General features: G+C 45.1%; 12 protein-coding genes. 7 read left to right on the top strand and 5 right to left on the bottom strand.

Going from position 1 to position 14,623, the window contains the following annotated elements:
• Positions 1-209 precede the first annotated feature (209 nt).
• Entirely contained in the window at positions 210-536 is a 327-nt protein-coding gene (locus QUA97_RS23965; protein ID WP_194067707.1) for a XisI protein, read from the bottom strand.
• Positions 537-846: 310 nt separating this feature from the next.
• Between QUA97_RS23965 and QUA97_RS23960 the strand changes: the two genes are divergently transcribed.
• The 4 genes from QUA97_RS23960 (at position 847) to QUA97_RS23945 (ending at position 5,504) form a co-directional block, all read left to right on the top strand.
• Positions 847-2,946: an SPFH domain-containing protein gene (locus QUA97_RS23960; RefSeq protein ID WP_333196549.1), complete on the top strand. Its 2,100-nt coding sequence runs from the start codon at positions 847-849 to the stop codon at positions 2,944-2,946.
• A gap of 8 nt (positions 2,947-2,954) precedes the next feature.
• Entirely contained in the window at positions 2,955-3,098 is a 144-nt protein-coding gene (locus tag QUA97_RS23955; protein WP_333196547.1) for a hypothetical protein, read from the top strand.
• Positions 3,099-3,344: 246 nt separating this feature from the next.
• Entirely contained in the window at positions 3,345-3,629 is a 285-nt protein-coding gene (locus tag QUA97_RS23950; protein ID WP_194067705.1) for a DUF2470 domain-containing protein, read from the top strand.
• Between the two features lie 234 nt (positions 3,630-3,863).
• Positions 3,864-5,504: an AAA family ATPase gene (locus QUA97_RS23945; RefSeq protein WP_333196545.1), complete on the top strand. Its 1,641-nt coding sequence runs from the start codon at positions 3,864-3,866 to the stop codon at positions 5,502-5,504.
• A gap of 58 nt (positions 5,505-5,562) precedes the next feature.
• Here QUA97_RS23945 and QUA97_RS23940 read toward each other — a convergent pair whose 3' ends face one another.
• Positions 5,563-6,660, bottom strand: coding sequence for a DUF3616 domain-containing protein (locus QUA97_RS23940; RefSeq protein ID WP_194067703.1), 1,098 nt, complete (start codon positions 6,658-6,660; stop codon positions 5,563-5,565).
• Between the two features lie 386 nt (positions 6,661-7,046).
• Between QUA97_RS23940 and QUA97_RS23935 the strand changes: the two genes are divergently transcribed.
• On the top strand, positions 7,047-8,153 hold the full coding sequence (locus QUA97_RS23935; RefSeq protein ID WP_194067702.1) for a site-2 protease family protein: 1,107 nt from the start codon (positions 7,047-7,049) through the stop codon (positions 8,151-8,153).
• Positions 8,154-8,623: 470 nt separating this feature from the next.
• On the opposite strand, the gene QUA97_RS23930 is transcribed toward QUA97_RS23935, so the two are convergent.
• The 3 genes from QUA97_RS23930 to QUA97_RS23920 all read right to left on the bottom strand — a co-directional run bounded on the left by QUA97_RS23930 (position 8,624) and on the right by QUA97_RS23920 (position 13,424).
• The gene (locus QUA97_RS23930) at positions 8,624-12,232 is read right to left on the bottom strand and encodes a PAS domain S-box protein (RefSeq protein ID WP_333196542.1); all 3,609 of its coding nucleotides are present in this window, start codon (positions 12,230-12,232) and stop codon (positions 8,624-8,626) included.
• 252 nt (positions 12,233-12,484) lie between these two features.
• A complete protein-coding gene (locus QUA97_RS23925; RefSeq protein WP_333196540.1) occupies positions 12,485-12,613 on the bottom strand; it encodes a hypothetical protein in 129 nt (42 codons plus the stop codon).
• A gap of 424 nt (positions 12,614-13,037) precedes the next feature.
• A complete protein-coding gene (locus QUA97_RS23920) occupies positions 13,038-13,424 on the bottom strand; it encodes an AbrB family transcriptional regulator (protein WP_194011110.1) in 387 nt (128 codons plus the stop codon).
• Between the two features lie 263 nt (positions 13,425-13,687).
• Between QUA97_RS23920 and QUA97_RS23915 the strand changes: the two genes are divergently transcribed.
• Positions 13,688-14,131, top strand: coding sequence for an Rrf2 family transcriptional regulator (locus QUA97_RS23915; protein WP_194011111.1), 444 nt, complete (start codon positions 13,688-13,690; stop codon positions 14,129-14,131).
• A 33-nt stretch (positions 14,132-14,164) separates the two neighbouring features.
• Positions 14,165-14,578, top strand: coding sequence for a GFA family protein (locus QUA97_RS23910; protein WP_194067700.1), 414 nt, complete (start codon positions 14,165-14,167; stop codon positions 14,576-14,578).
• Positions 14,579-14,623 lie beyond the last annotated feature (45 nt).

Genomic DNA, 14,623 nt, shown 5'->3' with positions numbered 1-14,623 from the left:
TAGAGACATAAGATAGGCTGCACACTGAAATTATATTTTGACTATTATAGGATCAATCATTCTGTGGCGTTCTCTAATAGCATCGCCCGAATTAAAAAACAAGCTTGATGAATTGCTGAGTGTGCGGTAAATTCCTGCACTGGATCGATCGCCATTCGCAGCAAATACCAAACAGTACGATGATTCTACTTATTTTCCGATCGCAACCACTACCCCACCGCTAACTCTGTAAACTTCCGCATATAGGGCGATCGATATCCCAGAACAATATCCGACTTAGGGACTCCCGATTCAATTAGCTCGTTAGCTATTCCCACCTCAGTTCTATCCCGTTGAATCCAAATTTTACCCTCTTTAATCTCGATGTGAATAACACATCCATAAACTCGTCTTTCTCCGCGCCAACCCACATGAAACATCAAGTAGCGATCGCGATCGAAAGCAATTTGAGTTTCCACTTCTGGATCTTTACAATCGCAGCTAGAGTGTTTTTCAATAATAGACTGAATCAGTTTTCTATATTTTTCTATCTCCATGATACAATCTCCTCTTTTACAGGATTAAATACAAGCAAGTTTAATTTAAAACGTACAACAGCATGAAAGATATCTTTTGCAGGCATATATTTTCCTGAATTATACTGTTTAGTAGACGATTGCCTTCCAAGAGGCAATTGTGCGATCGCCCGAGAGTCAAGCGAGTGGCTGATATTATTGAACAGGTTGTATTGACTGGTAAACCTGTTTTCGCTCAAAAATAACCGCAGACTTTCAATAAGTTTTATGTAGGCACTTGGAATCAAGCTTAAGCTAGATGTAATAAGACTCTATAGCTTGTATCAAAAAAATGCTTTATTCACTTTTGCCCAAGTCTCAAGTCAAAGCCCGCATTTTAAAACAGTTTGCAGCCGCTGTTTCGGCGTCTTTAGCCCTCAGTGCAACAACCAGTTTCAAACCCTCGCCGGTATTAGCTGCTAGCGATATCCCCCCAGCACAAACCTCGACCCAGCTAGCAGAAAAACCTGATTCTAGCTTGCAGCTAGGGCAGTTGCGTACCACTGTTCCCGTCCAGACAATGCAGCTAGGGCCGGGCGGATTTATCCCGATCGCGATCGGCGGTATGATAATTATTCTAGTCCTGCCATTGTTTTTTGGCGGATTAGTCGTAATTGGCGATCGCGAAGTGGGAATTGTCAGTAAAAAGTTTAGCCTAGGCAAAAAGTCTTTACCCGCAGCAGATTTAATTGCCTTAAACGGAGAAGCTGGATATCAAGCTGATACTTTACCCCCCGGTTGGCACTGGGGCTATTGGCCCATACAATACAGCGTCCGCAAAGAGTCTCTAACCGTAGTTCCTCAAGGCGAAATTGGTTTAGTAATCGCAGCCGGAGGCGCACCGATTCCGCCACAGCGCATCCTCGGTAAATATACAGAATGCGATAATTTTCAAGATGCTCGCAAATTCTTCAGAACCGGTGGGGAAAAAGGCAGACAACTAGGCATCCTTACAGGTGGTAGCTATCGAATTAATACGGCATTATTTACTGTAATTACAGCAGCAAATGCTCCCAAACACGGGATGACAGCGGAACTGTTAAAACTGTACAAAGTTGCTTCCGACAAAGTAGGAATTGTCACAACTTATGACGGCGTTCCGATTCAAGATGGCGAAATTGCAGGTGCGATTATTCCGAACCACGACAACTTCCAAAACGCGCAAAAATTCATCAGCGGTGGCGGTAGGCGCGGTTTGCAAGAACAAGTTTTGCTTTCCGGTTCCTGGAACTTAAATCCTTGGTTTGTCGGCGTGGAACAAGTGCCGATGACCGAAATCCCGATCGGCTATGTCGGCGCAGTTATTTCCTATGTTGGTAAAACCTCGGAAGATGTCAGCGGCGCTGCTTTCACCCACGGCAATTTAGTAAATGTCGGCAATAAAGGGGTGTGGGTTACTCCTCTTTATCCAGGAAAACATCCGCTGAATACTCGCATCTTAAAAGTAGAATTAGTGCCAACTACTAATATAGTATTGAACTGGTCGGGGAAGACGGAACGGCACAGTTACGATTCTAAACTTTCATCTTTAACCGTGCGTTCTCAAGACGGCTTTGCCTTTGATTTAGAAGTAGCTCAGATTATTCACGTTGGCGCTTTGGATGCTCCGAAAGTTATCTCGCGCGTGGGTTCGATGCAGAATTTAGTAGACCACGTTTTGCAGCCGACAATTGGCAATTATTTCCGCAATTCGGCTCAATCTTATTCTGTATTAGATTTTCTTTCGGCAAGAAGCGGCAGACAAGCGGAAGCAGCGGATTATATCAAAGCAGCTTTGCGTACCTACGACGTGCAAGCAATTGATACTTTGATCGGGGATATTTTGCCGCCAGCAGAGTTGATGCAAACTCAAACAGACCGCAAAATTGCTGAGGAACAGCGCAAGACTTATGAGGTGCAGCAACTAGCACAAACTCAGCGGCAACAATTGGTCAGGGAAACTGCTTTGGCTGAGATTCAACAAGAGATGGTGAAATCGGAACAAGGCGTTAAGATTGCTGAGTTGAAAGCAAATTCTCAGGTGAAACAAGCTCAAGGCGAGGCTGAGTCGATTCGGGTGAAGGGAAATGCTCAAGCTGAAGCTTATCAGGCGGGTGTCGTGGCTTTGGGCGGTTCCGGCTATACGGCTTTGCAATTAATGCAAATTATCGGCGATAGTCAGGTGCGAGTTGTCCCGGATGTTGCGGTTAGCGGTAATGGTAGCGGCGGCGGTTTGGTTGATGGTTTACTGGGAATGATGATGTGGAATCAAACTAGCAAAAATGGAGGCAATGGCGGGGAATTGCCAGTAGTTAAGTTGGAAAAATCGCAGCCTGTTGCTGTAGAAACTTTTCCTGATTTACCAGTAGCTAAGCTGCATTCAAGCAACCAAGCAGCAAGTAGCGAAGCCTGAGACTTTCCATGAGTCTGATATTGATTCGCTGTTTGATGAATTGCCATTTGACGACAAATCTTTTAGTTAAGCTTTCTCAGGATTTACGCATCTATGACAAAGAAACTGGGTTTTTTACCAAATCTGTGGGTGACAACCAAAGCTTTTCGTAAAAAACCCGGTTTCTGACTGCCCGTGCGTCTGGGACTATTGGTGCTCGCAGTGATGACTTCAGTCCTATTTTAAAGCTTTTAGCTAATCGGGACTAAAGTCCTTACTACAAACACAAATATTGTTTTAAATTCAACTGTCAACTGTCAACTGTCAACTGTCAACTGTCAACTGTCAACTGCTATATATTCTGGCGTTGCGACAAATCGCAGTACAATCGATCGATATTGCATCTGAGGAATCTCCCCATGTCAGAACAGTTTTCCACTGAAATTAGCGATCGCATCTGCACTCACATGAACGACGATCACGCTAGCGCCGTAGTCCTGTACGCTCAAGCCTACGGCGGCAAACCAGAGGCGACATCCGCTCAAATGCTCGCGATTGATGCCGACGGCATGGATTTAACCGCTGAAGTAAATGGCGAAACAGTACCTGTCAGAGTCAAGTTCAATCGCGCTTTAACCGACGCCGAAGATGCCCACCACACTCTCATCGATCTGGTGAAACAAGCCCGAAAAGTTGCTAAGTAGCCAAATTATCCCTATTCTGTTATAATTTCAAGGTTAGTTCGCAGTACGGATTTTAGTCAGTTTAAATTCTTTTGAAGGACTAAAGTCCTCACTACAAACCTTGAGTCCGATATAATTTGAAGGTTCGTTGGTAGTACGGACTTTAGTTAGTTTTAATCATTTTGAATAACTAAAGTTTTCACTGAAAACAAAATATTTAGTTGAGTTAAATTTACATCTAAAATATCAAATAAGATGACATTATATCGCCCACAATTTCGAGAATTAGATGCCGTCAATCTCAGCGAAAACAATCCTTTCGATTCACTGGTAAAGCGACTGGATTTGATGATTCGCGCCCGCTATTCGCTGCTGTACATTGTCGGCGCAGAAGAGGAACCAATTGAAGCTGTAATTGCCCAAGTAGCGCTGCAAGTAACTCCCGCGCGCCGAGTGTTGTTCTGGGATATCGTGCGCGGCTGGGAAGATAACGGTTCTGCCAAAGGTTCAGTAATGGCGGCGCTCGATCGCATCGGCAAGACTGCTGTAGAAGAATATACCATATTTGTACTGCGGGATTTACACCCAATTTTGAGAGCGCCCTACACCGAAAAAAATGCTCCAGTAGTGCGGGAATTGCGTAACTTAACCAGGGAATTGAAGCGCAGCAAAAAAACAATCGTCCTCACTTCTCACTCCCTAGAATTGCCAGAAGAATTGAAAGAAGAAGCCACAGTAATTGATTTCCCCTTGCCCAACGTCCAAGAAATCGATAGTTTGATTTCCCGCATTGTAGAAAAACCGGAACAGTTGCAAGTTAGCGGTTTAGCAAAGGAACAATTAGTTAAAGCTTGTCAAGGTTTGAGCCGCGCTCGGATCGGGCGGGTTTTAGCTAAAGCTTTGGCGGCCAAACAACAAATTAATGAGTCAGATATTGATGGAGTTTTGGAAGAGAAACAGCAAGCAATTCGCAAAACAGGAATTTTGGAGTTTTTCAACTCACGAGAATCCCTCAAAAATGTCGGCGGATTGGAGAATTTGAAGCAGTGGGTAAAGATGCGGCAAGATGCTTTTACTGACGAAGCGCGCCGCTACGGTATACCCAATCCTAAAGGCGTTTTGTTAGTAGGAATTCAAGGAACGGGCAAATCTTTATCGGCGAAAACTATTGCTGCTGAATGGCGTTTGCCGCTGCTGCGTTTGGATACTGGCAGATTGTTCGGCGGCATTGTCGGGGAAAGCGAAAGCCGCGTTCGACAAATGATACAATTGGCAGAGGCGATCGCCCCTTGCGTCTTGTGGATCGATGAAATAGATAAAGCCTTCGGGAACATTATCAGCGGCGGCGACGGCGATTCGGGAACTTCGCGCCGGGTATTCGGCAGTTTGATTACTTGGATGCAGGAAAAAACCAGCCCGGTGTTTATTGTCGCAACTGCAAATAACGTGCGGATTTTGCCGGCGGAGTTGCTTAGAAAAGGCAGGTTTGATGAGATTTTCTTTTTGAATTTGCCCTCAGAGTCGGAACGGCAAGATATTTTTAAGGTGCATTTGCAGCGTTTGCGGCCGACTAGATTGCGCGACTTTGATTTGGAGATTTTGGCGAAGTCTGCTAAGAATTTTAGCGGTGCGGAAATTGAGCAAGTTGTAATTGATGGATTGTACCGGGCTTTTGGCACTTTTGTGAACGGGCAGCGCCGAGATTTGACGACGGAGGATATTTTGAGGTCGATCGAGGATACAGTACCATTAGCTGCGATCGCGCGATCGCAAATTGAAGATTTGAAGCGGTGGGCGGCCCAAGCGGGTGCGAGAACAGCTTCTAACGATACTCGATTGATTGATGAATTGAAGCGCTACAGCAAACCGCTGGGTGAAGATGCGATCGACAATTAACCAAATTTCTGTTTATAGTAAAGACTTTAGTCCTAAATTTTGCGGACGGTCATCCTCACTACGAACCCAACCTAAAAATATCCGCAAAAATCGCATTTTCCCCAACCATTCTACTCGCAGCCGGCGAATCGTAAACCACTAACAACGAATTCTCCTCCCCCAAATAGGGAAACAAACTCAACCCCTCAGCATTGTCCGTACCAACCTGAAAAGGCAAGTCAAATAAAACCTCCAAATCTCCCCCACCTTGCCCAGTAATACTGTCGCCCGTTAGCGAAGCCCTCGAAGAGGATCGCCCTAAAATATTCCTTAACCGAAACACCCTCGTCGCCCCCGATAAAGTCATCGTCGGCCCGCCTAAAACAATCAAATCTTCCCCATTAAAACACAATTCTCGCACACCCAAACCGTTCAAATCGACAAAATGTTTTTTGTACAATTTCCCTGCTTCCCCAATTTCCTTAAGCCTTAAAACTCCCGGTTCTGCTTCTTCAACTTCTATCTCTAAAATTATCGCCCAACCCCGCAGCACCGGCCCCCGCAAACCGAGCAAAATGCGATCGCCCCGCACCGCCAACCCTTCAATATCGAAGCCATTTTCTTTGCTCGGAATTGGCACCGAAAAATACAAGCCGAGGTGGCAGTCATCTTGGAGCGCATCTGTTAGTAGATTACCCGTTTCTGTCCGCTGAAGGCATCCCGCAGTCAATTGAATTTGGGGATTTTCAGGATGGGAAATTGACTTGTACAAAATCCCGTCTTTTACAGGAACTTTGGCTAGCAAATATCGGTTGACATCTGTCTCAATTGTGGCTAATCTTTCGATATCGTCTTCGCAATCTTTACCTTTAGGTTTTTTGCGTTTTGTGCTGTGAGAACCGACCAGCCAAAGGCAATTGCTGCTGAAATCAATTCCTTCAATATCGATTTCGTCGTCTCCCGATAAATCGATAAAATCCGCGACCGCAAATTTTTGATGTTCTCCAAAAACATGAGGCGCGACAGGCGACAAACATTCCAGGGAAGTCGTTTCATCGGAACCCAGCCACAAATGGCCGTCGGGAGTCAAAGCAACAGCGGATAAATCTGTAATAATCTCGCTCGCTTCGCTGTTAAATTGCAGCAGCAGCCGACCGAGCCAAAAGGATTCTGACATAATTATTAGCACCAAAACTATTCTTATAGTAAGTGATTATAGCTAAAATTGCTTGAAACTGATATCCAGTCAGAGGTGCAATAGTCCGCCAGGGAATTAATTCCCCGTATCAAAGGTCAAATCGGTTTTAACCGACTGAAAACTTATATTGAAAACTTAAATAAATATAATGTTCAGTCCTCAGAGAGATGACTTCCGCTCTTTCGGCGATTGTCAACCCCTGGCAGCCCTGCAGCCCTAACCGCAGCCGGCGGTGATTATTCAGCAAACCGAACCTCTACAGACGGATAACACCCTAATTGAAACATTAACATTTGAGTTACATTTCGTTACTATAAGGAAACAGAGAAAAAACTTTTTGCCCATAATATCAGAGGTAGCCAATTATGAACGGTACATTTCGCGTCGGCAACCTGTTTGGAATTCCCTTTTATGTCAACGTATCTTGGTTTCTAGTTCTGGGTTTAGTAACTTGGCAATACGGCGGCGCACTAGCTAACCTGTTTCCTGCATTAGGCCCCGTAGTGCCCTGGATGCTGGGGTTATTCACAGCCCTGCTATTATTTGCTTCCGTTTTAGCCCACGAATTAGGACACAGTTGGGTAGCTATCAAACAGGGAATTGGCGTGAAATCAATTTCGCTATTTCTGTTTGGCGGGCTGGCTAATTTGGAAAGAGAATCGAAAACCCCAGCCGAAGCATTTTGGGTCGCCATTGCAGGCCCGTTAGTCAGCTTACTTTTGTCCGGTTTGTTAGCTGCGATCGGCATCGGTGCTGGCCTGTCAGGCCCCCCAGCCGCCATCGTCGGACTTTTAGCTTCGATCAACTTAGTTTTAGCCTTATTTAACTTAATTCCGGGTTTGCCCCTCGACGGTGGCAACATCCTCAAAGCGATCGTCTGGAAGATTACCGGCAATCCTTACAAAGGCGTAATTTTTGCTAGCCGCGTCGGTCAAATCATTGGTTGGATTGCCATTGCTACAGGCCTTTTCGGCGGCCAGATCTGGAATTTAGTAATCGGTTGGTTCTTGTTGCAAAATGCTGGTCAATCCGCACAATATGCCACAGTCCAAAATCAACTCGCAGGGCTGACAGCCGCAGATGCTGTTACCGCGCAAAGCCCGATCGTCCCAGAAAACTTATCGCTCAGAGAATTTGCCAACAACTACGTGATCGGTAACGCTCAAAACTGGCGTCGGTTCCTAGTTACCGACGATGCGGGACAATTGGTAGGGGCGATCGACCTTGACGACCTCAAAACCATCCCCACCGGTACCTGGCCCCAAGTTTTGGTCAAAGAACTCGTCAAGCCGATCGAATTTTCCACCACCGTCAAACCAGAATTATCCCTCCTCGAAGTCGTCACTCTCCTAGAACAACTTAAAGTACAAGAACTCCCCGTGATTCGCGAAAACGGAGTTCTCGTGGGACTTGTAGAAAAAGCAGAAATTGCCCGCCTACTACAAAAACGAGCTGAAGCAGACCCTGCCTGATACCCTCAGATACTTGACAAATAATAGTTAACCCCCTCGATTGCTTTTACCAAAAGGGCGATCGGGGGGGTTAACTGTAGCTTCACAAAATTCAACTCAAACCTTAAATTATTAGCTACAAATCAACAATGATAATTATCATAGTCTTTTAATCAACTGAGCAAGGACGTTAGGCCATCTTAGGACTTTTCTCTCAATCGGAAACACTACGGTTTACTCAGGATCGAAAACTTAATAACTTAAACACCTCCTACAGTCTTCTCTCCTGTAAGTTGCTTTCCTTAAAGGAGACTCTTCCTCGCCTATCTGCATTACCAGTCAACAGTCAACAGTCAACAGTCAACAGTCAACAGTCATGTATGAGTGCAACCGGAATTAATATTACATGATAGTTGAGAAAATCAGCATCAAAAAAGTTTTTAACAATACTTTGTGAGAATAATATAAGGTTCCTATTGCACACCCTAGAGTTAAATTGATGAAATTAAATCGAGAATTTCTTGATAATCAAAATTATCTAAATGATTCATCAAAATTTCGGCAAAAAGCTCGTTTTCGCTGCGGATTTCCTCAATTGTTGTAGCAATAAAATCGAAGTCAGCCTCACGGACTGCTTGTTGAAGTTTGCTCGTCCATTCTGGAGAAACTTGCGGCTTCGAGTTAAGCGTAAATATTTTAGGACTATCCAATATTTCTTGTTTTAGGATAGTTGAAGTCTCTGAAAAATTATTTACTTCAACAGGGGAAATTGCTGTAACGACTGGAATATCAAACTTAAAGACTGTACCCCGTCCCACTTCGCTTTCGGCGGTAATTTCGCCGCCCATTAATTTTATGAACTCGCGGCTGATGCTTAATCCTAAACCCATACCTTTTTGAAGTGTCTTCCCCGATGAACTTTGCATGAATAATTCAAATATACTATCTAATTCTTCCGAATCGATGCCAACTCCTGTATCGGTAATTTCAAAGTAAATAAAAACGTTGTGTGAGCTTTCAAATGATTTAACAAAATCTTCTTTGACAGGCATTTTTCTTCTTTCTTGCTTCGCTCGGACGGTGACTGATACTGAGCCGTTTTGAGTGAATTTAACTGCATTATCTAAGATATTAATCAGCACTTCCCGCAACTTAATGTCATCTGTTTCTATGTATTGAGGGACATCCGAGGAGCAGTCAATCATTAATTTTATTTTTTTATTGAGTGCCGGAATTTGGAACATATTCTGCACGTCGCTCAGCAAGCGGTACAAGTCAAAGCATTTGGGGTAGATTGTCATGCGCCCCGCTTCAATTTTAGATAAGGCTAAGACTCTATCTATCAGTTGAAGCAGGTGTTCTCCGCTGCGGCGAATAATTTTGATATTTTCTTTTTCTGTGAAAGTTAAATTAGCGCTGGGTTCCATTAATTGAGCGAAGCCGAGAATGGCATTGAGGGGGGTTCGCAATTCGTGGCTCATGTTGGCGAGAAAGATGCTTTTAGTTTTGTTTCCAGCTTCTGCTGCTAATGCGGCTTCTTTGAGTTGTTGTTCTGCTTGTTTGCGATCGCTAATATCGAGTATTATGCCGTGCCAGACGATATCTCCATTTTCGCGCAATTCCGGCCGAGAATGAGCTTGCAGCCATTTGAGTTTTCCAGAGGCTGTGACAATCCGCCACTCGTGGGCAAATGGTTCGAGATTTGTGGCACTTCTGACAATGGCCTCGAAGTGGCTGGGGCGATCGTCCGGGTGCATTTGTTCGTAGAGTAAAGCAGAGTTGTTCTGGATTTCCTCCGGCTCTAATTCTTGAATTTCTCGGCACAGCGGACTGATATATTCCATTTCGAGCGAGCCGTCGGGATGCTGCACGAATATGTAAAGTTCTCCGGGCACCGTGATTGCTAATTTGTGAAATAGAGCTTCGCTTTTTTGCAAGGCTATTTGTGCTTGTTTGCGATCGCCAATATCAATCCCAAACCCAAACAAAAAGTCAAAATTGCCATTTTCATCCAAAACGGGCGTACCGTACCACTCGACTAACAAAGTATCACCGCACTTAGTGAGAATCCGGTGCTCGTTAACCGTTTGCTCCCTCGCTGTGACGCGCTCAAAAATCGAGTGCAATCCGGCTCGATCGCCCTCCGGTACAAATTTAGCTAAATAATCTTGGCTGATAACTTCAGCAGCAGTATAGCCCACAGATTCCAGCATACATTCATTGGCCAGCAGGATTTTACCCTCCGAATCGATCGCCACAAAAAAGATCGGAGAATTTTCGATAATCTTTAAATTAAAGTCCCGCTCTTGGTGGATAATTTTTTCAGCTTGCTGGCGCTCCTCAATTTCGAGCTGCAAGCGGGCATTAATTTGAGCTAGTTCCAGAGTGCGCGAGGTTACTTCCGTTTCCAGGGTACGGTTGTAGTCTGCCAATATTTGCTCTGCTTGTTTGCGCGCCGTGATATCTTGAAAAACAATCAGTACGTAAATCACATTCCCCTCAGCATCAAACATTGGCTGCGATCGCACTTGCAAGGGAATAACTTTTCCATTCCGGCGAAGATCCATATCTTCAAGGAACGTTTCTTTGCCCATCACGGCGCGTTCAAAGGGTGAATCTTCCATCGGGTACAGCCTGTCTGTTCCCGATATATAAAGTTGATAAGTTTCGGAAAGTTCTTCAGGGGTGGTATTTGCCACCGCCCCTTTACCCGTAATTTCTCCTCCCATCGAATTCATAAAAATAGTGCTACCAGCCGGAGTCAGGGCTATCACCCCAACCGGCAAGCTTTCTAACAACTTGGCAAATTTTTCCTCGCTTTGGGCCAAAGCTTGAAAAGACTTTTTCAATTGAGCCGCCATTTCGTTAAAAGACTGTGCTAAGGAACCGATTTCATCAAGCTTGCTGATAGCAACAGTGCGATCGAATTCTCCTTGGGCGATATCTTTAGCTGCTTGGTTGAGCCGCAGCAGGGGCAGCGTCACCCACCGGGCATTGAGCGCTCCGACAATGGTCGATAGCAGCAGCGCCGCGGCACAAAGTAAAATGGTAGTGCGGGTATTTTGGTTAATTTGCCCCATGAAATCCGATGCGGGAACGGCGATCGCGATCAGCCAGTTCAAACCGTTACTATCGGAAAACGGCAGCACTTCCACAAAATATTCTGCCCCATCTCGGCTGAATTTCAGTTGTTGTCGCTGCTGAATGTTACTAAAGCCGCCAAACTTTTCGTACAAATACTTAGCTGCGGTGCGAATGACAAAAGTTTCACTGTCTAAAACATTTAGACGCTCAGGTTCCTGCTTTCCCGACATCCTTCTAAAGGATGATTCTTGACTCGAACTGGCCACCAGCAAGCCCGATCGTTCGATCGCAAAAATTTCTCCAGTTTTGCTAACCTTGAGGCGATCGAGATATTGCTGAAGCTCCCAGAGGGACAAATCTACCGCACAAACTCCCAGCAATTCACCATTGCGATCGCGAATCGGTTGGCTCGCAGCAATAAACACAGTCCCCGGAGTAAAACCCCGATAAATGCTCGTCCAAATCGGTTTGTTAGCTGCGACAGCTTCTTTGTACCAGGGGCGCGATCGGGCATCGTAGGTTCCCGGTTCTGCTTTTAATTTGGCGGTGCGAGTACCTTGTTTGTCTGTTGTGTAGTAGATATTCTGATAGTTAGTAGACTTGTTAGCTGCGACAATTTGCAGGCTGTTGTCCTTCGGGTTGCGCTTAATGCCGAGATATTCTCCTGTTTTTTGAGAACCGAGGGAAATCCATTGAATGCTTTTAAACGATCGCATTTGCTGCCAGAGGAACTTCTCTCCTCCCGGCTGGGCTTGTCCTAACTCTAAGTTTAATTCGGCGCGCTCGATCGCTGAGGCATTAAGTTGATTTACCCAGTGGGTATTTTCCACAACAGCAGTCAGTTGTTCTTCAACTCTATTCCCCGTCTGGGCGATCGATTTCAGAGCGACTTCTTCGACTGCTCTTTCTCCATTGCGAAAGGAAAGATACCCGACAATCCCTACGGCTGCGACGATTTGCACCACAAAAGAGCCTACTAGAACGCAACGCAGGGGTATTTTTGTTGGCTGTGACAAAGTTTTGCTCGCGACTCGGGGCAACGGCATAGGCTGGTGTCTAATTGCTCTCTAACACTTTAACTGTTCCAGCCCGTAATTTCAGTGTGTTTTGGAGACACCAGCCAAAAACCAAGTTTCTACATCAATATATCAACGGAGCAGCAACAATTTTCCCAGAAACAAGGTTTTTTGGGTTTGATTTCTATCACTTGCGGGTGATGGATTGTTTCAAGTTACATTATTTTTTTTAGTTCGATCGCGCCTTGCGGTTCAAAAACCCGGTTTATCGATCGCTTGTTGACTGTTGTGCAACATATCAACCTTAGCTACTTCTTGTTTCTCGCAGGATTTCCGGCTTGGCATTTGTAGTGCGAGTACCTCCACAGACTTGAGCTGCATCAATATTCAATCTGTTAACCGCAGATTTCCAGCAGATGCAACACTGATGGACGCAGATACATTCAATAATTGAAAGCGATTGAGTCGAACTCAAGTTTCAGCAAAAAAATGTTTTTTACATAGCCGGAGATGCTTTCTCTACCTCTTTCCCTGTTTTTCCTTCCTTTTCTCTGCTTCACGCTTGACCTCTCTTTAACGCGCGGAAAATCCCTCGCTTGTCCCAACGGATATAGCGAGGGGTGAGAATAGGAATTCTCACAAAATATCAAGTAGTGGCAGTGGCTTTTGTCGAGCCATTGCCATCTATAGAAGCCATACTGTTGTGAGCGCACAGAAAGATTTCAGAGCCAACTCTCTGCTTGCACTCAATGCTTGAAATCAAACCAATCAGTTCAAGCAAGAAGTTAAAGCAAGTCCTAAAGACTTAGGCTACTTCTTCGCGATCGATTTGGCGCAGGTGAATGTGCTTGCGTCCCAAAGAGATTTCAAATTCATCTCCTGCCTTCAGTTCCATTTGTTTGGTGTAGGCGGCTCCAATCAGTAAATTGCCGTTAGATTGAACGCTAATCCGATAGCTGGCAGAGCGTCCGCCGCGTCCGTTACCGTTTTGCTTCCCGTCTAACTGAATGCCTTCTGCATCAATCAGTGCATTCAGGAATTTCATCATGTTGACCCGTTCTACGCCATTCTTGGTAACGGTGTAGTAGCCACAGGCTCTAGCTTTTTCTTCCTTGGTGAGGTTCTCTAGCTCTTTGACCTTTTGGATCAGGTCTTCTCCTTCAAGGGGTTCGATATTTTTCTTTTTAGCCATCTACTGAGTCCTGAAATATTCAACTGGTGTACGGAATTTTTCTCGGTTGGTTTTTGGTTTGACCAAGAAACTTTAGCTTTATAGCCTGTCGTAAAACCATCTTACACCGATCGGCTCAATTGTTAACCACTATTGTCTAAATATTTTTAACAAGGTGCAGTCTTTCTTGAGAAGTAGCAGCCGGTGCAAGCAATCTCTAAACTCGGTAGCATAAGCTATCAGCTATCAGCTAGCTAAATATTTGCCCCCAATTTTAAAATCCCATGAAGTTAACCACACGCGGACACTACAGTGTCAAAGCATTACTGGATCTAAGTTTGCAACCTCGGTTCGGCCCGACATCGGTAAAATCGATCGCGAACCGACAGGAGTTACCGGCTCCGTATCTCGAAAAATTATTGATTGAAATGCGACGAGCCGGTTTAGTCCAATCAGTTCGGGGTTCCCAGGGAGGATATCAATTAGCCCGCGAGCCGGCTCAAATTTCTTTAGGACAAATCTTAGAGGCCGTAGGCGAAACTATTGAACCTTTACCTCGACATTCTCCCGACGCGACGCAAGCAGAGGATTGGGTAACATTCAGTTTGTGGAACCGATTGCACAAAAAACTTGCCGAAGCGCTATACACTATTTCCCTCGAAGACTTATACTATGATGTCCGCAGTTGGCAAGCTGCTCTGGGAGAAGAAACTAGCTTTATCATTTAGATGGTAAGTTGATTTATTCGATCGCCCGAAAACATGGACACAACACTTGTTACCTACTCCGGCGGCTGTCATTGCGGTGCTGTCCGCTTCACAGTCGCGGTTGACAAACACGAAGCATCTGACTGCAACTGCTCTATCTGTAAAAAGAAAGGATTTTTGCACCTAATTGTGCCGCCGGAACGTTTTACGTTGCTGTGCGGCGAAGATGTTTTGACAACTTATACGTTTAATACAGGAACTGCCAAACATACTTTCTGCCGGATTTGTGGGATTCACTCGTTCTATCGTCCCCGATCGCATCCCGATCGATTCGATGTCAACGTCCGCTGTCTTGACTCCGATGCCGTTTCCCAATTTCAGATTCTACCCTTTGATGGTGTTAATTGGGAGCAGAACGTACACAAGCTTGGCGACGAAAGTAATCTCAGCACTGAAAATCTGGGATAAAAAATCCAATTCCGCTGTTGGTAACAGCAGCTAAAACCAGCCCGG

The sequence above is a fragment of the Microcoleus sp. CZ3-B2 genome, from assembly GCF_036705055.1.
Taxonomy (GTDB): domain Bacteria; phylum Cyanobacteriota; class Cyanobacteriia; order Cyanobacteriales; family Microcoleaceae; genus Microcoleus.
Note: the sequence above shows the minus strand (reverse complement) of the source record. Positions and strands in the feature narration are given on the sequence as shown.

What these genes read in the sequence shown, in the direction of transcription:
- QUA97_RS23965 (WP_194067707.1), bottom strand. Translation starts at nt 536, where the DNA reads ATGGAGATAGAAAAATATAGAAAACTGATTCAGTCTATTATTGAAAAA.
- QUA97_RS23960 (WP_333196549.1), top strand. Translation starts at nt 847, where the DNA reads ATGCTTTATTCACTTTTGCCCAAGTCTCAAGTCAAAGCCCGCATTTTA.
- QUA97_RS23955 (WP_333196547.1), top strand. Translation starts at nt 2,955, where the DNA reads ATGAGTCTGATATTGATTCGCTGTTTGATGAATTGCCATTTGACGACA.
- QUA97_RS23950 (WP_194067705.1), top strand. Translation starts at nt 3,345, where the DNA reads ATGTCAGAACAGTTTTCCACTGAAATTAGCGATCGCATCTGCACTCAC.
- QUA97_RS23945 (WP_333196545.1), top strand. Translation starts at nt 3,864, where the DNA reads ATGACATTATATCGCCCACAATTTCGAGAATTAGATGCCGTCAATCTC.
- QUA97_RS23940 (WP_194067703.1), bottom strand. Translation starts at nt 6,660, where the DNA reads ATGTCAGAATCCTTTTGGCTCGGTCGGCTGCTGCTGCAATTTAACAGC.
- QUA97_RS23935 (WP_194067702.1), top strand. Translation starts at nt 7,047, where the DNA reads ATGAACGGTACATTTCGCGTCGGCAACCTGTTTGGAATTCCCTTTTAT.
- QUA97_RS23925 (WP_333196540.1), bottom strand. Translation starts at nt 12,613, where the DNA reads ATGCAGCTCAAGTCTGTGGAGGTACTCGCACTACAAATGCCAAGCCGG.
- QUA97_RS23920 (WP_194011110.1), bottom strand. Translation starts at nt 13,424, where the DNA reads ATGGCTAAAAAGAAAAATATCGAACCCCTTGAAGGAGAAGACCTGATC.
- QUA97_RS23915 (WP_194011111.1), top strand. Translation starts at nt 13,688, where the DNA reads ATGAAGTTAACCACACGCGGACACTACAGTGTCAAAGCATTACTGGAT.
- QUA97_RS23910 (WP_194067700.1), top strand. Translation starts at nt 14,165, where the DNA reads ATGGACACAACACTTGTTACCTACTCCGGCGGCTGTCATTGCGGTGCT.